This is a genomic window from Microbulbifer maximicatervae (SeqCode), assembly GCF_052467065.1.
In genome coordinates, this window is sequence record NZ_CP174299.1 from 1,915,368 (window position 1) to 1,938,499 (window position 23,132).

Consider the following 23,132-nt stretch of genomic DNA (forward strand, 5'->3'; position numbering starts at 1 on the left):
CGGTTGGCCCTTGGGGGTCAATTTAAGAGTCAGTATTTTTGACGATAGCTACTTGGGTGTTGGAGGAGCTTCAGGATGGAAGAGCGTTTGGATAGGTAATAAGGTCGTTGAAGATAGTTACTACCGGGGTGGAAGGAAAGAATACACCGCACTCGAGACACGCAGTGAATACATCCCTGTAAGCTCCTAATCGGCATCCATGCCTCATAGGGTCCCGAGCGCGGTGTATTCTCTCCTTCTCCCTTTTTAGTAATAAAGATACTGGCGGATTTCGAAAGATAGGGGCGGCAATTATTTGCTCGCCCCAAGTGACCTTCGATAAAGGTAGAGAGATATCACCCCACGTCTTTCCACACCAATTCCCGCTCGCGGGCGTAGAGGGGAATAAAATTGAAACGCACTTCGGTGCCCCCTTCGTCGCGGCGGCGGATATTCAGATTGCCATTCAGGTTGCTGGCGCGCTCTTGCATGATCGACATACCGAAGTGATTGCGTTTCTCCGGCGCGTTGCTGATACCGATGCCATTGTCGAGGATGCGTACATTGAGGGAGTGGTTGTCGGCCTGGGTCAGGCTGATCTGCACCATATCGCCCTGGGAGTGGTACACAGCGTTTTGCGAGGCTTCGCGCACCAGTTGTAACAGGTGAATTTCCTCGTGGGGAGTTAGCGGCACTTCGTCCAGATGGTAATCCAGCAGGACATTCATTTGCGGGTGCTGCTCGCGGTAGGCGAGGATAGATTGCTCCAGGATACTGCGCAGGCCGCCGGGTCCTATTTGCAGTCGGAAGGTGGTGAGCAGTTCGCGCAGCTGACGGTAAGAGGAATCCAGGCCTTCTTTCAGTTCGGTAATAATCTCTTCCACCTTGGACTTGTCCACCTGCTCACTGCGATTGGCGCGGTTGAGTCGGGTAACCTGAATTTTCAGATAGGACAGGGATTGGGCCAGGGAATCGTGTAGCTCCCGGGCGATGATCGCGCGCTCGTCCAGTAGGGCAACACGGCGCTCCTGAGCCTCCCGCTCATTAATGGCGATGGCCGCAGTGACACTGTCGGCAAAGGTAGCCAGGCGCTGCTGCTGTTCTTCATCGAGATTCTCGCCTCGGGGCAGGGTACAGGTGAGTACGCCGTAATTGCGTTTGTCCACTTCCAGTGGGAATCGGTACACGCGCTGTTGGTCTTCATCGGAGGGGCCGCAGGTGTTTACGCAGATATGGCATTCACTGCCTGTGCACTGGGTGTTGCCAAGCCCCTGAACCAAGTGTTCATAGGGCGCCTCGCCCTCCGGGGTCATCAGGCACAGATCCAGGTTATCCAGGCTGGCGACATTGGCGAACTCTCCCAGCCACTGGCCCAACTCCGCCCCTGTGAGCGGGCCCTCGCTGATCCGTCGTGCCAAGCGGTATTGGAAGTCCAGGGCTTTATGGCTCTTCTGTAACTGGGAGGTTTTCAACTCCACGCGGTGGGCAAGATCCCGGTGGGTCGCGTGAATTTCATCGCTCATGTAATTGATGGTGCGCGCTAAAACCCCCAGTTCGTCCTCGCTGTTAATCTCCAGGCGGTTTTGGTTGAAGTCTCCCTGGGCGATGCTCAGGGAGCGATTGGTCAGTTGCTTGAGAGGCTGCTCCACAGAGCGGTGCAGTATGCACAGGGAGAGATACACCAGGGTCACAATGGCAAACAGTGAGCCCACCTGCACCAAACGCAGCAGGCTTATTTTTTCCTCGGCGATGGTCTGATAATCGAACACCAGTGTATCCACATCACCGATAAAGGGCTCCAGGCGGTTGGCTAACTGCAAGGAGTCCATAGAAGTGCGCCCGGCGGCAATGGACTCCAGCAGTGGGCGGATTTCTCCCTCCCAGCTTTCGATTACCTTGCGGTAATTGCGCGCTGCGGGCAGGTTATCGCTGGCAGTGAAGTCGGAAATGCTGAGGACCCGGGTCAGGCGTGCGGTCACCTCGTCTGCCAACTCAGCTGTGGTTTCGACATCCCCAGAGGGTGCAGTGGCCGCAAGTCGGTAGTTCATAGCCCGCAATGAGCCGGCCAGATTGACGGCGGCGGCATCGTTTTCGGCGGCATCGGAGATAATATAGGACGCCACCATAGAGCTCAGTGCTACCAGCACAGTGAGTAGCATCAGGGTGCCGATGCGGTAGACGATGGACTGTCGAATTCGGTTCAGCATATCGGATTCACTTCGCCCTGGGGCGGTTGTGGATGGCTGATCTCTATTGTGCCGTCCATTGGCGCACAAAGTTGTGGGTACCACTAAAGATCGCCAGTTTTGCACATAATTTAACCTGGCGCCTGTTTTTTACACAGAGGCCCTGTTATTGCTGGGATAGGACTCCACCATAACGACCCCCTGGAGTCGTTTCCCTACCTATTCGGGGGTAGTTCGCCGCTTTTCTACCCCTTTTTGGTCAGGTGATCCCGCCGTCCCTCCCTTTTATATTCCCGGTAAACCGATGCTTTAACCGCATGCCGATGCCCTGGGAGTACCGCATGAGCCATTTCCTGGACCGACTGAAATATCTGAAGAAACAAAAAGAGCCCTTTTCCGGAGGACACGGGGAAAAGACGAATGACGACCGCAGCTGGGAAGATGGCTACCGTCGTCGCTGGCAGTTCGACAAGATTGTGCGCTCCACCCACGGGGTGAACTGTACCGGCTCTTGCAGCTGGAAGATCTACGTCAAAGACGGCCTGGTCACATGGGAAACCCAGCAGACCGACTACCCGCGCACCCGCCCGGACCTGCCCAACCACGAGCCGCGTGGCTGCCCCCGTGGTGCCAGCTACTCCTGGTATATGTACTCGGCCAACCGCCTCAAGTACCCGAAGATCCGCAAACGTCTGGTAAAACTCTGGCGCGAAGCCAAGTTGAGACACAGCGATCCGGTGGAGGCCTGGGCCAGTATTGTCGAAGACCCGGCCAAGGCGCAGTCCTACAAAGAGCGCCGCGGTATGGGCGGCTTTGTGAGGATCAAGTGGGATGAAGTTAACGAGCTGATTGCCGCTTCCAACGTCTACACCACCAAGAAATACGGTCCCGACCGGGTGACGGGCTTCTCGCCGATTCCCGCCATGTCCATGGTCTCCTACGCCGCTGGTGCCCGCTATCTGTCTCTGATCGGCGGCAACTGCCTGAGTTTCTACGACTGGTATTGTGACCTGCCGCCCGCCTCACCGCAGGTCTGGGGTGAGCAAACCGACGTACCCGAGTCCGCCGACTGGTACAACTCCAACTACCTGATCGTATGGGGCTCCAATGTGCCTCAAACCCGTACCCCGGACGCGCATTTCCTCAGTGAAGTACGTTACAAGGGCGCCAAAACCTGTGTGGTCACCCCTGACTACTCAGAGTGCTCCAAGTTTGGCGACACCTGGCTGGCACCGCGCCAGGGTACCGATGCGGCTCTGGCGATGGCCTTCGGCCATGTGATCCTGAAAGAATTCCACGTCGACAAGCCCAGCGCCTACTTCACCGAGTATGTGCGCACCACCACCGATATGCCGATGTTGGTGACCCTGGAAGAGCGCGACGGCAAGCTGGTACAGGGCCGATTCCTGCGCGCTTCTGACCTGGCGGACAACCTCGGCCAGGATAACAACCCGGAATGGAAAACCATCGGTGTTAATCACGATGGCCAGCTGGTTTCCCCTCAGGGCTCCATGGGTTATCGCTGGGGAGAGCCCTCAGCGAAAGAAGGCCGTGGCAAGTGGAATATTGAACAGCGCGATGGTCGCAGTGGCGAAGAGTTGGAGCTGAAACTCAGCCTCAAAGACTGCGCCGATGAAATCGCCCAGGTCGCCTTCCCCTATTTCGGCGGCCAGACCCACGAGCACAACTACTTCCAGCATACCGAACACGATGAAGTGATCGACTACAAGGTGCCGGTGAAGCTTGTTCAAAACAAAGATGGCGAGATTTTAAAAGTAGCCAGCGTCTATGACCTGACCCTGGCGAACTACGGTGTCGAGCACGGTCTCGACGACCCCAACTGTGCTCAGAGCTACGACGAAGACAAGCCCTATACCCCCGCCTGGCAGGAAAAGGTGACCGGTTGTCGTCGTGAGAATGTCATCCAGGTTGCCCGTGAGTTTGCCAACACCGCCGACAAGACCCGTGGACGCTCCATGGTAATTCTGGGGGCGGGTCTCAACCACTGGTACCACATGGATATGAACTACCGCGGGATCATCAATATGCTGATGATGTGTGGTTGTATCGGCCAGAGCGGCGGTGGTTGGGCCCACTATGTGGGACAGGAAAAACTGCGTCCGCAGACCGGCTGGACCCCACTCGCGTTCGGTCTCGACTGGCAGCGTCCACCGCGCCATATGAACGGTACCTCCTTCTTCTATAACCACGCCAGCCAATGGCGCTATGAGAAGCTGGAGATGGATGAAGTGGTTTCGCCGCTGGCCGACAAGAGCAAGTGGCAGGCTTCCATCATCGACTACAACAGCCGCGCCGAGCGCATGGGCTGGTTGCCCTCCGCGCCGCAGCTGGGGATCAACCCCCTGCAACTGACTAAAGATGCCGCCGCCGCCGGTATGTCTGCCAAAGACTACACGGTGCAGCAGCTCAAGCGCGGTGCGCTCAAATTCGCCAACCAGGACCCGGATAACCCGCAGAACTTCCCGCGCAATATGTTTATCTGGCGCTCCAACCTGCTCGGCTCCTCTGGTAAGGGCCACGAGTACATGCTGCGCCACCTGCTCGGTACCAAGCACGGTTTGATGGGCAAAGACCTGGGTGAAGAGGGCGGCAAAAAACCAGAAGACGTGGCCTGGCATGACGCCCCCAGCGAGGGCAAAGTGGATCTGCTGGTGACACTGGACTTCCGTATGTCCACCACCTGTCTCTACTCCGACATCGTATTGCCGACGGCCACCTGGTATGAGAAGGACGACCTCAATACCTCAGACATGCACCCCTTTATTCACCCGCTCACCAAGGCGGTGGACCCGGCCTGGGAAGCGCGAAGTGACTGGGAAATTTTCAAAGGCATAGCGAAGGAATTCTCCAAACTGACCGATGGCCACCTGGGGGTGGAAAAGGATCTGGTGACTCTGCCGATCCACCACGATACCCCCGGAGAAATCGCCCAGCCGTTCGGTGTACAGGCTTGGTGGAAAGGCGAGTGCGACCTGATCCCCGGCGTTACCGCGCCGAGCATGATTGAGGTGGAACGCGACTACCCCAACACCTACAACCGCTTTACCTCTATCGGCCCATTGCTGGAAAAACTCGGCAACGGTGGTAAGGGCATCAGCTGGAATACTGATGACGAGGTGGACTTCCTCAAAAAGCTCAATCGCACTTGGAAAGATGAGACTGCCCGCGATGGCCGCGCCCGTATCGACAGTGCGGTAGATGCTGCGGAGATGATCCTGTCACTGGCCCCTGAAACCAACGGCCAGGTAGCCGTGAAGGCCTGGGAAGCCCTCGGTGAGATTACCGGTCGCGATCACACCCATTTGGCCAAGCCCAAGGAAGACGAAAAAATTCGCTTCGCCGATATCGTGGCGCAGCCTCGCAAGATTATCTCCTCGCCCACCTGGTCTGGCCTGGAAGATGAGCATGTGAGCTACAACGCCGGCTACACCAATGTGCACGAGTTGATCCCCTGGCGCACCATCACCGGCCGCCAGCAGTTCTACCAGGATCACGAGTGGATGCGTGACTTCGGCGAGAACATGTGTGTGTACAAGCCGCCGATCAACCTGAAAACCGTGCAACCGGTGTTGAACCAGAAGCCCAACGGTAACAAGGAGATCCTGCTGAACTGGATCACCCCGCACCAAAAGTGGGGCATCCACAGCACCTACTCCGACAACCTGCTGATGCTCACCCTGTCTCGCGGTGGACCCATCGTGTGGATGAGTGAGTACGACGCCAAGTTGGCAGGTATTGAAGACAACGACTGGATCGAAATCTTCAACGTCAACGGCGCCATTGCTGCCCGCGCAGTGGTATCTCAACGAGTGCCCGACGGTATGGCCATGATGTATCACGCCCAGGAGCGCATCGTGAACACACCGGGAGCGGAAACTACCGGCACCCGGGGCGGTATCCACAACTCCGTAACCCGCGCGGTGATGAAACCCACCCATATGATCGGTGGCTACGCCCAGCAGTCCTACGGCTTCAACTACTACGGCACTGTGGGCTGTAACCGGGATGAATTTGTGGTGGTCAGGAAAATGAACAAGGTCGATTGGCTGGATGGCGAAGACGTCAAAGAGCCGACGCGAGAGGAGGTGTAGCAATGAAAGTTAGAGCCCAGATAGGCATGGTGCTGAACCTCGATAAATGTATCGGCTGTCACACCTGCTCGGTGACCTGTAAAAATGTGTGGACCTCCCGCGAGGGGGTTGAATACGCCTGGTTCAATAACGTCGAAACCAAACCCGGTGTTGGCTACCCCAAAGAGTGGGAGAACCAGGACAAATGGAACGGCGGCTGGACCCGCAAGAAGAACGGTAAATTGCAGCCGAAGATCGGTGGCAAGCACCGCGTACTAGCCAACCTGTTTGGCAACCCGGATATGCCGGAGATCGACGACTACTACGAGCCGTTCGACTTCGACTACCAGAACCTGCACAAGGCACCGGAGCAGAAACACCAACCGGTAGCCCGCCCGCGCTCGCTGATTACTGGCGAGCGTATGGAAAAGATCGAATGGGGCCCCAACTGGGAAGAGATTCTCGGCACCGAATTCGAGAAGCGTAAAAAGGACAAAAACTTCGAGCAGGTGCAGGCCGACATTTACGGTGAATTTGAAAACACCTTTATGATGTACCTGCCGCGCCTGTGCGAACATTGCCTCAACCCGGCCTGTGTTTCTGCGTGCCCCAGCGGTGCCATCTACAAGCGCGAAGAAGACGGCATTGTTCTGATCGATCAGGACAAATGTCGCGGCTGGCGCATGTGCGTATCCGCCTGCCCCTATAAGAAGATCTACTACAACTGGAAAACCGGTAAATCTGAGAAGTGTATCTTCTGTTACCCACGTATCGAGGCGGGTCAGCCAACCATCTGCTCCGAGACCTGTGTGGGCCGTATTCGCTACCTGGGCGTGCTGCTCTATGACGCAGACCGCATCGAGGAAGCCGCTTCTGTAGAAGACGAAAAAGCGCTCTACCAGGCCCAGTGCGATATCTTCCTCGACCCCAGCGATCCCAAGGTCCAGGAAGCTGCCCGCGCTGAAGGTATCCCCGAAGCCTGGCTCGAAGCTGCGCAGAAATCTCCGGTGTACAAGATGGCCATCGACTGGCAGATCGCCCTGCCGCTGCACCCGGAATACCGCACCCTGCCCATGGTTTGGTACGTGCCACCCCTGTCTCCGATCCAGAACGCAGTACAGGCCGGCCAAGTGGAAACCGTTACCGTGGGTCGCGGCGCCGAGATCCCCGATCTCTCCACCCTGCGTATCCCGCTGCAATACCTGGCCAACCTGCTCACCGCCGGCGACGAGAAGCCAGTGGCCCGTGCCCTGGAGCGCATGATTGTGATGCGCGCCTATATGCGTGGCATCCATGTGGACGGCATTCAGGAGCGCGAATTGCTGGAAGAGGCTGGCCTGACCGTAGCCCAGGTAGAAGAGATGTATCGCTACATGGCATTGGCCAATTACGAGGATCGCTTCGTGGTGCCCTCAAGCCATAAGGCCTACGCGGAAAACGCCTACGACATGAAGTCCTCTTGTGGTTTCAGCTTCGGCAACGGCTGTAGCACCGGCAACGACAGCACCAATATTTTCGGTGGCAAGCAACAAGCGGTGCGCGAAGTAATACCCGCCAAAGTAGTCGACTAAGGTCGAGCGGAGAATACCGATGAAAGTACTAAACCTGATCGCCCGCCTGCTGGATTACCCGTCCGATGAGCTGGTGGCGCACCTGGATGAGCTGACCAGCTGGTTGGCTGAATCCGAGGATCTGGATGCTCCGTTGCGCGACAAGCTGCTGGCATTTATCTCCCATTACGAGCGTATGGATGCGCTCGATTGGCAGAGCGAATACGATGGTCTGTTCGAGCGCGGCCGCGCTGTATCCCTGCATATCTTCGAGCATATCCACGGCGAATCCCGTGATCGCGGCCAAGCCATGGTAGACCTGACCGCGCGCTATCGCAGCGCCGGCCTTGAGCTGAATGAGCGCGAACTGCCGGATTACCTGCCCACCTACTTAGAGTTCTGTGCCACCCAGGGGGAAGCAGCCTACGGCTGGGTTCACGATATTACCCATGTCATAGCCCTGTTGAGCGCGCGCCTGTCCAAGCGTGAGAGTCCCTACCACCTGTTGATGGATGCGCTCTTGCAGATGGCAGGGGTATATGTCGATCTCACAGCACTCAAGGAAGAAGTCGCCAACGAAGAACGTGACGATACCCCCGAGGCGCTGGACAAGATCTGGGAGGAAGAGGCCGTTAGCTTTAGCGGCGCCAACAATTGCGACCAGTCAATAACGCGGCCCAGCAATGCGCAGCTGCGCGACGGCCAGCCCCTTAACTGGGCCAACGCCGCGCAGAATTCTGCCCAGCCCGCACCACAGGAGTAACAAGATGAACTATCTGAATACGCTGCTCTTCGCCATCTACCCCTTTGTCGCCCTCACGGTATTTCTGGTGGGTAGCCTGATCCGCTACGACCGGGACCAGTACACCTGGCGCACCGGCTCCAGTCAGTTGTTGGAGCGCAAACAATTGCGCATCGGCAGTTACCTGTTCCATATCGGCGTGATCGCTATTCTCGCGGGCCACTTTGTCGGCCTACTCACACCCAAAGCGGTGTGGCACTTCCTAGGCATTGAAGCTTCCACCAAGCAGGTGATGGCAATGGGGATCGGTGGTTTCTTCGGGGTGATCTGCTTTATCGGTCTCACCATTCTGGTGAAGCGCCGCCTCACCAACAAGCGCGTACGCGCAACCACTTCCAAAATGGACTTGGCCATACTGCTGATGCTCTACGCGCAATTGATCCTCGGCCTGATCAGTATTGTGGTATCTGCCGGCCATATGGACGGTGCTGAAATGCTCAAATTGATGGCTTGGGCTCAGTCCATTGTCACGCTGGATGGTGCCGGTGCAGCTGCTGCAATCAGCGGAGTGAACATCATTTACAAGCTGCATATTTTCCTCGGCATGACACTGTTCCTGCTGTTCCCCTTCAGCCGCTTGGTACACGTATGGAGTGTTCCGGTGCAGTACTTCCGCCGCAATTACCAGGTAGTCCGCGCCAAAGCTGCGCGCTAATCCCTGCAACTATTAAATGGCCCGCCATGAGCGGGCCCAGTGTGGAGTTGAGTCATGAATACATTACTGGCCACTGATGCTGCCGGCGGCGAATTTGAGATGGCCGAGGTAGTGGCCGTTAACGGAACTGAAATCCCCGCTGACCTGATCTACCAAGAGATGCAGTACCAGCCTGCAGATTCTCCGCGTCAGGCGATCTACTGCGCCGCACGCGCTCTGGTTATCGGCTGGCTGCTACGAGATCGAGCTGCAGGGCAGGGTCTCTGCGCTGCCGACGAAGACTTGCACAGTGAGGTTTTCGATCGCGCAGTCTCAGATCTATTAAAAGGCGAGCTACAGGTGAACCCGGCAACCGACGCCGAGTGCCGCGCTTACTTCGAAGCCCACCCATATAAGTTCCGCTCCGATCCCCTCGCAGAAGTACGCCATATCCTGATCCCGGCTGCACCGGATGACTCCGAGGCCTGCGCCAAGGCACGCATCGCAGCCGAGAATATGCTGGAACAGATTCGCGCCGACTCCAATCCACTGCAATCTTTCGCTCGTTTAGCCCAATCCCACTCAGCCTGCTCCTCCTCCGAAGCCGGTGGCAGCCTCGGCCAAGTAGGGCGCGGTGATACCGTTGCCTCCTTCGAACGCGCAGTGTTCGAGCAGGGCACCGGTTTGGTAGCGGAACCCGTGGAGACCCCCTACGGTGTGCACCTGATTTATGTGGAGCAATGCGAGCCGGGCCGCCCACTGGAATACGAATATGTCTCGGAGCGCATCGAGGAATACCTGACCGAAAAACGCCGCCGCCAGATGACCAGCGACTACCTGCAAAAAATGGTGAAAGCCGCGCAAATCTCTGGCCTGGATTTATCGGGGGAGGCCCACTGAGGTGGCAGAGATTCGCCAATTGTTCGCGCGCAATCGCGCCTGGGCGGAGGATAGGACGGCACAGGACCCGGAGTTTTTCCAACGCCTGAGCCGCCTGCAAGTACCCAAGTATTTATGGATCGGCTGCTCCGATTCCCGCGTGCCCGCCAACGAGATTGTGGGCATGGCACCGGGGGAGTTATTCGTACACCGTAATATCGCCAACGTGGTAGTACACACAGACTTTAATTGCCTCTCGGTACTGCAATACGCCGTGGAAGTACTCAAGGTGGAACACGTGGTGGTGTGTGGCCACTATGGTTGCGGTGGCGTACAGGCCGCCATGGGCCACAGCGAATGTGGCCTGGTGGATAATTGGCTACGCCACATCAAGGATGTCTACGCCCGCCACCGGCAAGAGCTGGAATCTCTCGATAAAGAATCCCGCTCAGCGCGCCTTTGTGAATTAAATGTGATGGCACAGGTACAAAACCTGGCCATGACCAAAATAGTCCAGCATGCCTGGGACCGAGGCCAACGCCTCAGCCTGCACGGCTGGATCTACGATATTCGCGACGGCCTGATTAGAGATCTGGGAATGCGGATGGATGATCGCGGCCAGGTGCCGGAGATTTACCATGTTTATGGTGAGGTGCAGGAGGAGGGGTGAGTTTATAACTGCTTTATCCCCTTCGAGACCATAAGTATAAATAGCGCAGTTGCGTTTAAATATTTTTAGAAATGCAGCGTTTGATTCCACTTCGCTTCTGCTAAAGCCGACGGCTATCAGCATCAGCTGGGGCGGAGCGATACCGCCGTATCTTTCCAAACTGCAAAGAGGGTAACCATAAATACCGTTATCCTCAATCACAGGTTCGACTCATGCTTATCTCTATTTCTTCTAACTCCCAATACTGCACTGAGTGCAAGGCACAGCGACTAATTCCCTAATATGATAAATAAAGAGCGGTTTATTACTGACAGGGCCCTCAAATAGCAGAACTACCCAAGCTGCGAAATAAAGCCAATGCACTCAAGATCGCGGGATACTGGCGTAATAAGAGCTAGAAATAGATTTTGGTGAGGAGATAATCTGTTGGCAAAAAAAAGAAGGCTAAACCCTAGAACGAGCTGAACAACTTTTAGAAGTACAAAACCAAATTGATCATTTGAACATCAATTTGGATATATGAGTCATACGCTAAAATCTCTCTTTCATCTACTCTGCTCTTGCCGCTCCTCGTAGCACTCTGCTTTTCCTAAAACGCTACTTTCTATGCCACTTTATCGCGTGAGTTCTATCTGATTTTCGAACATCGATAGGAGACAAAAATATTTATCTTAAAACCTTCGATTACTGAAAGCTCGATATTTAAAAATTATTCAAATTTAGCAACAAGAAATTAAGGATAAGTAGACAAAGATAAAGAGTTTTACGCCCCCAGATTGTGGCTTACTTATTATAAATAAATATATTCACGAATAAATGAAAATCATTAAGTAATTTATAAATTCATAAGATTAATAAACACTCCCGATATTTATCCTCATGAAAAAAATATAACTAAAACTGGCATCAAATACCATGTTTATCAAAGTTTGTATCCCTCCGAACTGACGAAGAAAAGCGTCTTATAGGAGTGGAGATAAGAGGACTTGGAAGTTGAATATTACTGCAGTTTAAGTGGGCCCAATTTTTTTCTTCTCCAGCGATGATTAATGTAGATGCATTACCCGTAAGGGATGAATACTCAGCGTATTCATGCTTCTACCTATTCTAATTACTAAAAATAGGAAATAATGAACATGAAAAAGATCCTTACCGCGCTCGCCCTGGCAATTGTTAGCACTGGTGCAGCCGCTGACACCTGGTCTCCCCAAGGTACCATTGGCCTGGCCAATGTTGGTGATATAAAAGTATCTAAGGGTATAAACCTTACTTGTGGTCTATCCGGTAGTTCTACTACAAATTCATCAGGTAACGCCTCTGTGGGCAGCTTGTCACTGAATACTGGTTTTCTTTGTGGAGCAGTAAGCTTTACCAATCTGCCCTATACATTGGTAGGTAATGCAGGGAATACCGTAACCCTAAAAGATGTAACTGTTGCAGCTATTACCGGCAATTGTTTTGGTGATATTACCGGTAGTTTTAACCAATCTACTGGAGAAATTACTTTCAATGCCGCGGTACTCCCAAGCGTTGGTATTGGTAGCGATTGCAAAATAACCGGTACTATCTCCACAAATCCCCAGGCATCTTTCGTGCCATAAGTAACCTTTAATAGGTCAATATCTAAAGTAGAGTAGTCAGAAAGTACTGGCTGCTCTACTTTTTCCCCGTCTGTATATTCATAAAAAAACAATATATCTGTTTCTAAAAATCAATCATTTTCTGCAAAAAATTCTTATCCTCTTTTTTTAATATGCCTGTCATTAGTTGACCCGCTCGCTTTATTAACTCGGCACGTTAATAATGTACCAAATGTAGAGCTATATAGTTTTTACCCAACTATTTGTTTTTAGATTGTATAAACTTGCATTTTTAGCTCAAAGTTACTTTAGGCCTTAATAAGAAGACAAGGCAGGGAGACTAGGGTATTCCCAAAATAAAGTACAATTGGGAGGTGTGTGGCTAGTCCTAGCAAACAATCATCAACCGCCCGCTATACGATTGGTCGATGATTTATATGAGTGAAAAGAAGGTTAGAAATGGAGGTGTTTTCAGGTATAGCCAGTCTGAAACACCAGTAAGACACCATAGAACTATTAGTGTCTTACCGGCAATATAAAAATCAGAAACGCTTATTTAGACTAAAGCCTATAATACGCGGATCCAGGGTGAATACATTGGTAGTAAGGCCGGAGTCATCACTATTGGTAAAGGCGCTTGTGATAGGCGTATCATCAAAGATATTTTTCACATATAACTGCATTTGCAATTCTGATTCCGGATGGGTTAGGGTTGCTGATGCATTGAAGTTATCCCAGGCTTTTAAGCGGTCATACTCGGTATTATAAACCCGCGCATAACTCTCAGACTGTCGATAGTAATCGGCACGTAAAGCTAATTCCCAATCTGAAAGGGGAATGACATGCTCCACTGCTAAGTTAAACGTTAACTTAGGAGCATTTGGTAGTTCATTGCCACTTAGATCAGCAGAAAAACCGCGCCCGCCATTGGGGGCATCAGTAAGTGGATTATATTCGCCCAGATCGTAACCGAAAAGAGCCAGCATTTGATCCCATCGGAAATTTGGATTTTCAATAGAATCAGAGTAAACGCCCCATTGCTGTGAGCCCGCACATAATGCCCAAAGGGGGACTACACCAAAAAATCCTTCCAAGGCAGTCATAGCAGCTTCTACATATTCTACCGGAGCAATACAGTTGGAGGGTACCTGTAAGCTAGGCCGCAGAACTGTCCAGTCTTCATTTCCCTGGGTGCGGTCCATAACATCTATAGATTCCTCCCCTTCTGCTATGCGGGTTCTCAAGTAACCCACATTCATATTCATCCTGGTGCTCTCTGTCATTTGCCATGCCAGCTCTAACTCCAATCCCATACTTTCTGCATCAAAGTTTTCATTTAATGCGATACGATCAACAATCTGGGAAACCTGGTAATCGGTATAGTCGTAATAGAAAGCTGTTGCATTTAAGTTTAAACGGCCATCAAGCAAAACATTCTTGGTACCAAACTCAAGGGAATTTACAAATTCAGGTTCAAAAGTATTAGGTAAATCTTGGTATTGAACCCGCGCTGGATCAATCACCGCACGTGGTGGGTTAGAACCGCCTCCTTTATAACCGTGGGCAAAAGAAACGTAGAACATAGTATCATCGGTAAAGGGAGTATCTGCTCGCCAGTCTAGCACTGCCCGCCCGGTATACTCTTGCCAATCCTGAGAAAACTCCTCACCCTCAGGATATCCCATATTGGAATAACCACCTGAGCTGCGACCTGAATAAGTATCACCATCTTCATAATAATTACCAAGTAATAACTGGCTAGGTACAGGATTTGTGGTCTTTTCATCATTGGTATAACGTAGACCAGTGGTAAGTTTTACATCGTCAGTAATTTGCCAATATGCCTCACCAAATACAGCCCAGGAACTAGTTTCTACCAAATTACGGCTAAGAAAATAATTATGACCCATTTCATCTACATTGTTTAACGAATTAGGGTCTACATATATACAGTCATCCCCAGATAAATCTGTGGCGGGGTCAATGCAATTTATCGGAATGATATTGCCATCTTCATCGTATCCCCGACTGTAAACATATTCAGAAATCATGGTGAACATGTTATTAAAAACAAAGTAATCATCCTGGGTTTCAAAATTGAGGTAGTTTGCACCAACGGAGAAATTCCAGGGGCCATCAAAAGCTGTTTGCAAACGGAACTCCTGACTCCACTGTTCATTATCAGAGCGGCTTATATCTACTGCCAAAATACCATCAGAGGCACCGAGTTGTGGGTCGGTATAAATTCCTCCAGGTGTAGGGCCTAATGCCCAACTATCACCAAGTTCTGCTGAGTCAGTAAAGACCGCGCCGGTTGTAAAACGATTATAGTCCTGAGATGAGTAGTAATCGTCCTTAGCATAGGTAGACTGAGAATAAAATGTCAGAGTATCAGATAAAGCCCATTCAAAATTCAGTTGTACTAAATCATTTTCTGCACGAAATACCGGGTCAAAACTAGTGGATATTTCACGTAAATCACGTGATTGATCAACCCCACTGTAGGGATTTGGGAGGTTTGTGAGACTACCATCTTGAAAAAGATTTGGGTGGATAAGCATTGTCGGTGCAACTATATAAGCAAGGCCAGCCCCATTGGGTGCACTAAAAGCATCACTACTATATAGCGAGCTAGGCAAACAGCCCTGACTTGTCATTGCTTGAGTAAACTGTGTTGTTTCCGTATCACCGACCATTGCATCACCGGGGTCAGTAGTACAAAGCTGCTTACCGGTGCGGGATCGCTTGTCATCTTCATCAAAGTGTTGCCAAATCAAATTAGCATTAAACTTATCACTGGGAGTCCATTCAAAAATGGCACGCGTGGAGTAGAGATCCCGGTCGTTAACATCATTTTTGGTATAAGTATTGTAATCAAAGCCATCCCGCTTGGTCATGGCTCCAGAAAAGCGGAAAGCCATAGTTTCACCCAGCGGTATATTCAACATACCCTTGGTACGCTTACTATTATAATTGCCCACTTCAACCTCAATCTCTGAGGCGAATTCATCTTCCGGCATGATTGGTAACATATTAACCACACCAGCAGTGGCGTTACGACCATATAATGTGCCCTGAGGGCCACGCAGAACTTCTACCCGCTGTACATCAAAAAATTCCTGCTCAAACAGACGATTCCTGATTAAAGAAGCATTATTAAAACTTACTGCAACGGCAGGATCACTACTGGCAGAAATTGACTGAGTTCCTACTCCTCGAATAGAGAAATTGTATGAGCTAAAGTTTGTTTTGGAGAAGTTAACATTGGGAACGGCTCGCAGCAGTTCATTGCCCCCTTCAATCTTTAAAGCATCCATGTTATCCCCAGATAGCGCAGAGACTGCAATAGGCACATCCTGAATGCTTTCCTCAATTTTCTGTGCGGTAACCGTAACTTCTTCAATAGCCGAACCAGAATAGTTACTGGGCTTGTCCCCTTGCCCCTCCTGGGCAAATGCTGCCACAGATGCAGTATTTATTACCAAACAGGCAATCGCCACACTGTACCAGGGGATTGAATAGTCGCTAGGGTTTGCGGCGGGGATTGCTTGAGCAATCAAATTTTTTTGTTTATGAAGGCGCATCATCATACTGAGTTTCTCTCTCTTATGCTCACTATTATTTTTTTTCAAGGCCAAAACTGCCTTCCTTGGGGCCCAACTAGATTGAAGACGTAAAAAAATGATATTAGGGGGGATTAAAAATAGGTTAAAAGTTTAAAAATTTTACTTTTATTAAGTAACGCACAAGAATTGGGCACAATTGAAATCTGAACGTTGAAAACCGTGCCTGAATGGTTGGTGGTATCTATATTAAATAGAAATTTTTCAACAAATAATTCCCTTTAGAAACTCATATTTACATTGTAGATATAATGTAAGTCCTCACAGAATGTTGACGTAGAACAGAATTGTATAACATATGAAAGAAAGAGTTTCTAATAGATATCATACAGTTAATGTCTAGTTTGATTCAGCTTATTATCCATTAAAGAAGCATAGAAATTAAATGTGGTTACTATTTGATAAACCTAAGTCTTACTAGATAAGTATGCTAGTAGTGAGAATGGCCTTGTCTAAAGTAGGTAGAAAATATCAAAAAAATCATAACGCTCTAATATTTAAAAATTTTTAATTTAAATTCTGGCGTTTGTTTTTCCTCTGGCAGATATTTTTCCAGGTAAGCTTATTCTATTAAAAGCATGTCATTCTATTTGGTGAGTTTAGATATATATTCTATAGAACTTGATACACCACTCATCAAATAAATTTCTGTAAAAATTCTATCTATTAAATTTATAGCATTTTTCAGGTATGTGATTTTTATGCTCTGATCTGGTGCATGTCTTCCGTTCTTGATCCATCAGTAGGGTCCTAATCCAGTCTTTTTAGGGGGAACTTATACCGATATTTCTTAGCTCTTAGAGGATCAGCTTGAGTTCAAAGTACTTATATAAAATCTTCAATCAACAGAGGCATAACAATGAAATTTATCACCACATTAATTGCTGCGGTAATTTATATATTACAGGCAACTATTCAAGATTATAAAATCAGAGAGCGAGAATATTCCGTTCCACTTTCAACTATGCCAGATAATGTACAGGCACTTGCAGATGAAATGTTTGAAGAAGCAACTAAAGATAAGCAGCTTACTGCAGAGCAAGCTCAACAGATTGAAGCTGGTATTTGGAAGATGTTAGGTGAGGGCGCTGTACTTCAGAGAAATCATGAGCTGAAAAAAACAAGAGAAAAAATATCTTACTTAGGGCAGCTCTTATCTTGGTTTATGAAGGCAAAAGGGCTGACCTATGCACAGATTGAAGAAAAATATAGAAGCGAATTTACTGAATCTGAAAAGGAGCTACATAGAGCAATTGTAGAATCTGCCTCTCGTTCCAATCAGGATCTAGTCGGCAAACTTTGGAAGTCAATTTGCAAAACCTTTTGGAGGCAGGCAAAACTATAATCAGAATCCTGATATTTAAGTTTACTTAAATGCCAACCTTATTAAGTTCCTAATAGGTTTATATTAGGAACTTGTAATGGCGCTGATCTTAAACCGGATGAATATAGTCTTGCTCTGATGAATAGAGTAGCTATCCAGATTCTATAGAAGTAGTAATGCAAATGACAAATCTATGTGGCTCTGGGTTGCTACTCTAAATTACATAGCTATTTATTTTCATCACTTAGGTCGATAACTTCGATTCTTACCCCTTTATCAACCATCTCGGATAAATGGAATTTACCGTTAGGTTGTTTCACTATGGATTTTTCAATATCACCAGATACAAACTCCCATAGCTCAGGGTTCAGTGCATTTGGCTTTGGTTTGTAAACTTCCGCAGTGAAACCACGTTTTGGCTCATTTTCACGTAAAATAACGATATCACCCTTGTAATCTGGAGCTGTTATTATCGTTAATGTAGTTGTTTCGATCTTATCGCCGAATCCTTTTTTGTTCCACTCTCGTAAAACAACATTAACTTGAGCTTTGTCCAGTTTAACATCATCCGTTTCCGTGCTAGCACAGGTGAAGGATGACAATGTCATTAAAAATAGTAGTAGGATTTTTATAGGTTTTAGCATAAATATAATTACTTACAGTTGGTGGAAGTAATAGTTAAAAGGTTGTGCGTGTCTGGCGGTACAACAATAATTCCTGAGAGCCAGGGAAACATTTTTAATTGTGTCTTAGTGTATAATCCATCGCCAGCTTCTTTTTCCCAGTGTGATTCGTACACAAACTCTTTTGAATAAAGCCATACGTGCCTACCGCCACTTGACATTCCCAGTCCAAATGGAATATTTGCAAACGTGTTGTAATCTGCGTCTTTTTTCTTTGTTAGATTCAAGTAGGTAGTTACTTTATTTTTACTCGGATTATAGTTAATAAGAGTATTGCTTATAGGCACACGACTGACACTATAAGTACAGCTTTTCTTTACCTGGTTGTAGTAGCTTGCAATATGTTCACCCAGACCATCGCTTGGGTGGTTAATATCAGGATTATAATATACTCCTTTCCAGTTATGAGTATTAATCAAGTATTTTGCTAACTCGGTACCTTTTTCTCCAAGTCCACCCACTCGCTTGCTGGAATTAAGATTTCCAAGTTTCTCAAAGCTATATTTAAGAACCCAAATTGCCATTGTTATACAATCGCTAGAAATATGATTTTTATATTTTGTGGGGTTACCTATTTTAAGCTGGCTACCAACATGATTGCTGTGATCATTCATAATGGAATTAATCTTGTCTACAGCATGCTGTGAAAATGTCTTTGTCATACCTAACTTCCCAGTTGTTATTGTTGTGGAATTTCCTTATCGAGAACGATTTGATTAGATGACAATAGCCAATTAGGGTCAAGGAAGTGAAAACAGAGATCCTGTACTGCTGAGTTTGTTATAGTGTATTTTAGGCTGATAAAATCGCTCTAAAAACGGAGCTACTTCACATATTCTATTTTTGATATTTATCAATCACCGACATAAATCATTAAGAATCAGAAAGTTAGTACGGTGAATAGTAGGTATACACCTGGAACCTTTGAATCTTGATGCTGCTAACGCAAGAAATAACAAAGCATTACACCGAGTATCAGAAATAAAAAATGGGGTGTGATAGATAATCCTCGCCCAAAGTTTTCTGTTAAATCAGAGCGCGTTATCCATATTTGGAGTTTCATTTCTGAAAAGTGGACTATCGTACCGGGTATGCCTGTTATTAAGTGTTGGAGTAAACATCCCTACTATCTAAACCTTGTAATATTATCTTGATGGCTTGCTGGATACTTAGATAATTAAATAATCTATGGATGTTGCGTTGAAGAGGTTTGTTCTGTGATTGCTGGGGATTTAATACCTTCAGACTCCAATCTTATGCTCAATAATTTCTTTGCTAATGGATGTAAACTTTCTGTATCAATCTCCTTGAGTCTGCGCTTACCTAAACGCTTATCCAGTGTGGCTAGGGACTGAATTAATGGGTTCTCGGAGTTTAGAGCTTCATCAATTTTGAGGGTATGAACGAATTCCCAGCAGGCTTGATAGGCATCTTGCCGAGATAACTCTCCATATTCCATCTCACCATAGGATATTTTCTGCTTTTCACTTACATGCTTAGGCACTTCGGAATCAGTAACCCAGCGATTATCCTTTCGATAGTAATCGCCACTCGCTCTATTCCAAAAGGCCCTTGTACAGAAGTTTGCTATGACCTCTTTATCAAGAGTCAACCAGGCATGTCCACACGAACAGTTTCCATAACTGGTACTATTGATAGAGATACGGCCATCCAGGGATGGAGAAAATTTTTCTTCAACTAGAGATTTAAGCTTGCTCCATTTCATTGGGGGATATTCCTACTTACTAATAACATCTAATTAATAAATTGATTCGATTGCTGTGGCCAATCAAAGATTAGGGTTCTGATAACTGCACCCTTCTACACAAGAACTCTACGCTTTTGTTATAAGTTACTTTTATAGGGTTGTCCATTTCTAAATGTTTGATCCATGGAGCATATAGATACTTGTTAAGATTAATACCCAGTTGAGAGTAAGCTAAGGTTTGAGTAAAGAAGCCTAACGTATACAAACTTAAGATCATTAAAAATAAGATCACTATCTTCTTCATGGCATCAGCAATTATAGTAGTAGAATTTTTATTGACCTGAGGTTCATCATTACCAATAAATCCTATTGGCTTGAGGATCTATGGGTATTTAATATCTGTACAAGTCGGGGTTGTATGTGATCTCCCCTTATTGGTTGTGCCTATTGTTTATCGACTTCGTTTTACAGTTTGTATTCATAGTGAAGAATTCAAGCATTTTCTGAAATGGAGCTCATTTTTTTCGTGCCAAACTTCGGCTTCCTCAATCCATTGAGTTTACTTTGTTTAGAGATGGCCCCGAAGACTCAGCCTCTTCAATTTCTCGATTTACTAGAGCTAGTAAGCGTCCCAAATATATAATATCATCTTGTATTTCTGAGAACCCTTCTTCTTCACACTCTCCTTCAGTTGTTTGATTTAGAATGCCTTCATAGGCCTGAATTGAAGCTCTAATATAGGTAAGGTCTTTGTAGCTAAATGGCATTTAATATCTTTTGATTTATGTACTTGCGAGTTATTTATGTATAAATCAACAATAGATTTTTTTGAGCTCTAAATCTATGTATATCCAAGATTACTATCTTGTGTTATTCAGGGTTACTATATATAAAAGTTATAGTTTCTGCTGATCCTTCAATTTATTTGACTTTATAGCCGTTTCAATCTCTTTAGCTTCCTTCAGTATTTTAGATTTGTTTTTTTCAACAAAATTTCTAATATCTGATTTGCTTAGTTGTTTATCTTTAGTCGTCATTTTTCCGGTCTCTCATGCGGTCGATTTCAGTTGGATTTGTTTGTTTTCCTGATGGTTCTTCTATTGTTGTGCCTTTTGATTTCTTTTTTACTTCTTCAGCATGTTTCTTCATTTTTGAACGAATCTCATTGATTCGGTCTTTATCTTTTTGTGAAAACTTGTAGTCGCTCATAATTTTTTCATTCCAACTCTTTTCCCGTGATAGATCTCAGGTGCTGAAAATCCTTGGCTTTCGTAATAATCTATTGCACCTTTTACGGGGTCTAAAACCCAAACCTCATCAGCACTAATCAAGTTGGCATAAACAGTAGCTCCAAAAGATAATATTGGAAAGACACCTTCGCCCAAAGGATTTGGTCTTACCGGTGTGGATTCTATAAGGTTCATTCTTACCTTTGTGCCATGCTTGGATGCAAAGCCATAACAAAGCCCGCAAAGTTGATTTTCATACCAAACTGACATTTCATATCTTTTTGGCTTCTTCTGATATGCATTAAATTCTGGCTCCCAGTCCCAACTGGCTCTCGAAGATCTTAGATTTGCTCCTCTCATCTCTTTCCAAGAGTCAGCCAGTCTTGCTGTCTTCAAACTAATACCCTTTATTGATGACTGAGGCCATGATTCCTGTGTAATAGACCAAACCTCTTCTCTGAGCGCTTGGTAGTATCCAATAACAGAAGGGTAATTGTGAAAAGTTAAATCTTCCATAGTATTTCCTATACTTAATTCAAAATATTTTCACTATATTAGAAGAGCTATTTTCTTAGTTGGTAAGATGCCGCAAAGTTTGATCCAGTTTCTAGATTTACTCGGACAGTTCATGGTGCCCAAGGTGGCTGTTGTCGTAATTTGAACCATAGTTGTATACAGCACTAAGCTCTGCTGAAAACATAAGTAGAGTCAAAGCCGGAACTTATGATTTTCAGCAGGAGCGTCCTGTTAAAGTGGATAACTACCCTTTCCACTGGTTCCTTCGAAACAGCTTCCAATTACGATTAGAGATATTACTTGGAAAATAGTCGTCCCAAGCGGTTGGTAAACATTTTGGTTGACGACGGTTTCTAATCTTTATTGGGATCTCTAGTTCATTTTCCAACGAAGCATAGTATTGCTTCATCTCGTTCTTGGTTTTAGGGTGTCGAAAATACCCCATATGGATCTCCATTAGCTATGAATTGCTAATGGAAACCAAACCCTCTTTTTAATAGTAGATTTCTATAGTTCATGCTTTCCTGCCAAAGAGCTTAAATAGTGTGCTCAACTGAAGCTGCATCATATCACTTGTCGATCAATGCCAAAATGGCAAATAACTATACTTAGAGCCGATATATCAATCGGTAAGTTATCCAGTACAGGCGAAAAACACCTATGCAGAGATAGGAACAAGTGTGCCGATTAAGTAGGATTTTAAGTGCTTTATGAAAACGGCATCGCGGCTAAAAAGAGACAATCCTTCGTGTCTCACTGCGATACCTAGGCTATTGGGATATTTTCTATCGACACAAGAATGACATACGGAGTGGTGGTTTTATGATTAATTGCTTTTATTTCCCACGTGAGAGCGAGTAAGGAGTAACCACCTAAACCATCACTCTTATGGATAACGCAAATTATCTAAGCTAAGGAGCATAAAAATATAGGCACTAAAATGATCTTATTGGATTTTATTCAGTTTGTTTTAGTGTCAAAGCTGCGTAAAATCGATTGATATTTATTGGTATTTTGGCCGGAATTGGGTGGCCTTTTGTGGGCCGATGACCAAGGACCAAAGGGATTCGAGAGAATCAAGACATCTAAGAGTTTTCTAAAGAACCATCTTCTCACAGGAGAACGGTAGCGTGACGTAACAGTAAGTAAAAGGCGCTGACCCAAGGTGCAGCAACACCAGGGGCCAGCTGACCAAATTGATAACATGACTATCAAAATGGCTATATGGATCATACGCTAGAAACCCGCTCGTCTTCAATAAAGTGGAGTACATTCAGCGGCTTGGAGCGACTCCCCAAGCTCTGGAAGCGTTGTGCCTGCCTTTTCTTCTTCTTTGCCTACCGTTCCCGCGCACCACCCCTATTTCCTCAAAAAGTCAGTTTCTCAGCCTTCCATCAGAGAAGGTCTAGCCATGGTTTGAGTATCAGTAGGAAAACAATATGTTGATCTTAAAGCGCCGGACAGGTGAAAACTTAAGGATTGGAGCCAATGTCTCAGGTACAGTCTTGGAAGTTAAGGGTAATCAGGTGAAGATAGGGATACGTGCTCCCAAATCTCTACCCGTACATCGTGAAGAAATATATGTGCGCATTAAAAAGGAATGGGCCACGAGAAAAGGGATTTTCTAAGAAACTTATCACGATTATAGTGTGATCGAAGCTGTGGCAAATTACAGTGT

General features: G+C 47.3%; 18 protein-coding genes. 9 read left to right on the forward strand and 9 right to left on the reverse strand.

What is annotated here, in order from left to right; genetic code table 11:
* Window positions 1–335 precede the first annotated feature (335 nt).
* Window positions 336–2,186 (reverse strand): histidine kinase, encoded by a 1,851-nt coding sequence (locus tag ACJJI1_RS08520; protein ID WP_444959084.1) that lies wholly within the window; start codon window positions 2,184–2,186, stop codon window positions 336–338.
* Between the two features lie 320 nt (window positions 2,187–2,506).
* Here ACJJI1_RS08520 and ACJJI1_RS08525 point away from each other — a divergent pair, with 320 nt between their 5' ends.
* The 7 genes from ACJJI1_RS08525 to ACJJI1_RS08555 all read left to right on the forward strand — a co-directional run bounded on the left by ACJJI1_RS08525 (window position 2,507) and on the right by ACJJI1_RS08555 (window position 12,392).
* Window positions 2,507–6,277 carry a nitrate reductase subunit alpha gene (locus ACJJI1_RS08525; RefSeq protein WP_444959085.1) on the forward strand — a complete coding sequence of 1,257 codons (3,771 nt, stop codon included), beginning with the start codon at window positions 2,507–2,509 and terminating at the stop codon, window positions 6,275–6,277.
* Between the two features lie 2 nt (window positions 6,278–6,279).
* Window positions 6,280–7,827 carry a nitrate reductase subunit beta gene (gene narH / locus ACJJI1_RS08530; RefSeq protein WP_444918740.1) on the forward strand — a complete coding sequence of 516 codons (1,548 nt, stop codon included), beginning with the start codon at window positions 6,280–6,282 and terminating at the stop codon, window positions 7,825–7,827.
* A gap of 19 nt (window positions 7,828–7,846) precedes the next feature.
* Entirely contained in the window at window positions 7,847–8,569 is a 723-nt protein-coding gene (gene narJ / locus ACJJI1_RS08535) for a nitrate reductase molybdenum cofactor assembly chaperone (RefSeq protein ID WP_282930423.1), read from the forward strand.
* A 4-nt stretch (window positions 8,570–8,573) separates the two neighbouring features.
* Window positions 8,574–9,263: a respiratory nitrate reductase subunit gamma gene (gene narI / locus ACJJI1_RS08540; protein WP_444959086.1), complete on the forward strand. Its 690-nt coding sequence runs from the start codon at window positions 8,574–8,576 to the stop codon at window positions 9,261–9,263.
* A 54-nt stretch (window positions 9,264–9,317) separates the two neighbouring features.
* Window positions 9,318–10,142 (forward strand): peptidylprolyl isomerase, encoded by an 825-nt coding sequence (locus ACJJI1_RS08545; protein WP_444959087.1) that lies wholly within the window; start codon window positions 9,318–9,320, stop codon window positions 10,140–10,142.
* Between the two features lies 1 nt (window position 10,143).
* Window positions 10,144–10,791 (forward strand): carbonate dehydratase, encoded by a 648-nt coding sequence (gene can, locus ACJJI1_RS08550; RefSeq protein WP_282930420.1) that lies wholly within the window; start codon window positions 10,144–10,146, stop codon window positions 10,789–10,791.
* Between the two features lie 1,136 nt (window positions 10,792–11,927).
* Window positions 11,928–12,392: a PraA/PraB family alkane oxidation protein activator gene (locus tag ACJJI1_RS08555; protein ID WP_444906692.1), complete on the forward strand. Its 465-nt coding sequence runs from the start codon at window positions 11,928–11,930 to the stop codon at window positions 12,390–12,392.
* A 521-nt stretch (window positions 12,393–12,913) separates the two neighbouring features.
* Here ACJJI1_RS08555 and ACJJI1_RS08560 read toward each other — a convergent pair.
* Window positions 12,914–16,009: a TonB-dependent receptor gene (locus tag ACJJI1_RS08560; RefSeq protein WP_444959088.1), complete on the reverse strand. Its 3,096-nt coding sequence runs from the start codon at window positions 16,007–16,009 to the stop codon at window positions 12,914–12,916.
* 844 nt (window positions 16,010–16,853) lie between these two features.
* On the opposite strand from ACJJI1_RS08560, the gene ACJJI1_RS08565 reads away from it, so the two are divergent.
* Window positions 16,854–17,339: a hypothetical protein gene (locus tag ACJJI1_RS08565; protein ID WP_444959089.1), complete on the forward strand. Its 486-nt coding sequence runs from the start codon at window positions 16,854–16,856 to the stop codon at window positions 17,337–17,339.
* Window positions 17,340–17,545: 206 nt separating this feature from the next.
* Here ACJJI1_RS08565 and ACJJI1_RS08570 read toward each other — a convergent pair whose 3' ends face one another.
* From ACJJI1_RS08570 to ACJJI1_RS08600, 7 genes are all read right to left on the reverse strand, one after another.
* On the reverse strand, window positions 17,546–17,962 hold the full coding sequence (locus tag ACJJI1_RS08570) for a hypothetical protein (protein WP_444959090.1): 417 nt from the start codon (window positions 17,960–17,962) through the stop codon (window positions 17,546–17,548).
* An 8-nt stretch (window positions 17,963–17,970) separates the two neighbouring features.
* Window positions 17,971–18,663 carry a hypothetical protein gene (locus ACJJI1_RS08575; protein WP_444911898.1) on the reverse strand — a complete coding sequence of 231 codons (693 nt, stop codon included), beginning with the start codon at window positions 18,661–18,663 and terminating at the stop codon, window positions 17,971–17,973.
* A 524-nt stretch (window positions 18,664–19,187) separates the two neighbouring features.
* A complete protein-coding gene (locus ACJJI1_RS08580; RefSeq protein ID WP_444959091.1) occupies window positions 19,188–19,727 on the reverse strand; it encodes an SF0329 family protein in 540 nt (179 codons plus the stop codon).
* A 527-nt stretch (window positions 19,728–20,254) separates the two neighbouring features.
* Entirely contained in the window at window positions 20,255–20,476 is a 222-nt protein-coding gene (locus ACJJI1_RS08585; protein ID WP_444959092.1) for a hypothetical protein, read from the reverse strand.
* Between the two features lie 129 nt (window positions 20,477–20,605).
* Window positions 20,606–20,746, reverse strand: coding sequence for a hypothetical protein (locus ACJJI1_RS08590; protein ID WP_444959093.1), 141 nt, complete (start codon window positions 20,744–20,746; stop codon window positions 20,606–20,608).
* Entirely contained in the window at window positions 20,736–20,918 is a 183-nt protein-coding gene (locus ACJJI1_RS08595) for a hypothetical protein (protein WP_444959094.1), read from the reverse strand. The genes ACJJI1_RS08590 and ACJJI1_RS08595 overlap by 11 nt, the downstream gene beginning before the upstream one ends.
* Entirely contained in the window at window positions 20,915–21,454 is a 540-nt protein-coding gene (locus ACJJI1_RS08600) for a hypothetical protein (protein WP_152450519.1), read from the reverse strand. The genes ACJJI1_RS08595 and ACJJI1_RS08600 overlap by 4 nt, the downstream gene beginning before the upstream one ends.
* 1,439 nt (window positions 21,455–22,893) lie before the next feature.
* Here ACJJI1_RS08600 and csrA point away from each other — a divergent pair.
* Window positions 22,894–23,082 (forward strand): carbon storage regulator CsrA, encoded by a 189-nt coding sequence (gene csrA / locus ACJJI1_RS08605; protein WP_444959095.1) that lies wholly within the window; start codon window positions 22,894–22,896, stop codon window positions 23,080–23,082.
* Window positions 23,083–23,132 lie beyond the last annotated feature (50 nt).

Bases quoted from the DNA above. Each gene is read 5' to 3' on its own strand.
- ACJJI1_RS08520 (WP_444959084.1), bottom strand. From the start codon at position 2,186: ATGCTGAACCGAATTCGACAGTCCATCGTCTACCGCATCGGCACCCTG.
- ACJJI1_RS08525 (WP_444959085.1), top strand. From the start codon at position 2,507: ATGAGCCATTTCCTGGACCGACTGAAATATCTGAAGAAACAAAAAGAG.
- narH (WP_444918740.1), top strand. From the start codon at position 6,280: ATGAAAGTTAGAGCCCAGATAGGCATGGTGCTGAACCTCGATAAATGT.
- narJ (WP_282930423.1), top strand. From the start codon at position 7,847: ATGAAAGTACTAAACCTGATCGCCCGCCTGCTGGATTACCCGTCCGAT.
- narI (WP_444959086.1), top strand. From the start codon at position 8,574: ATGAACTATCTGAATACGCTGCTCTTCGCCATCTACCCCTTTGTCGCC.
- ACJJI1_RS08545 (WP_444959087.1), top strand. From the start codon at position 9,318: ATGAATACATTACTGGCCACTGATGCTGCCGGCGGCGAATTTGAGATG.
- ACJJI1_RS08555 (WP_444906692.1), top strand. From the start codon at position 11,928: ATGAAAAAGATCCTTACCGCGCTCGCCCTGGCAATTGTTAGCACTGGT.
- ACJJI1_RS08565 (WP_444959089.1), top strand. From the start codon at position 16,854: ATGAAATTTATCACCACATTAATTGCTGCGGTAATTTATATATTACAG.
- ACJJI1_RS08570 (WP_444959090.1), bottom strand. From the start codon at position 17,962: ATGCTAAAACCTATAAAAATCCTACTACTATTTTTAATGACATTGTCA.
- ACJJI1_RS08575 (WP_444911898.1), bottom strand. From the start codon at position 18,663: ATGACAAAGACATTTTCACAGCATGCTGTAGACAAGATTAATTCCATT.
- ACJJI1_RS08580 (WP_444959091.1), bottom strand. From the start codon at position 19,727: ATGAAATGGAGCAAGCTTAAATCTCTAGTTGAAGAAAAATTTTCTCCA.
- ACJJI1_RS08585 (WP_444959092.1), bottom strand. From the start codon at position 20,476: ATGCCATTTAGCTACAAAGACCTTACCTATATTAGAGCTTCAATTCAG.
- ACJJI1_RS08590 (WP_444959093.1), bottom strand. From the start codon at position 20,746: ATGACGACTAAAGATAAACAACTAAGCAAATCAGATATTAGAAATTTT.
- ACJJI1_RS08595 (WP_444959094.1), bottom strand. From the start codon at position 20,918: ATGAGCGACTACAAGTTTTCACAAAAAGATAAAGACCGAATCAATGAG.
- ACJJI1_RS08600 (WP_152450519.1), bottom strand. From the start codon at position 21,454: ATGGAAGATTTAACTTTTCACAATTACCCTTCTGTTATTGGATACTAC.
- csrA (WP_444959095.1), top strand. From the start codon at position 22,894: ATGTTGATCTTAAAGCGCCGGACAGGTGAAAACTTAAGGATTGGAGCC.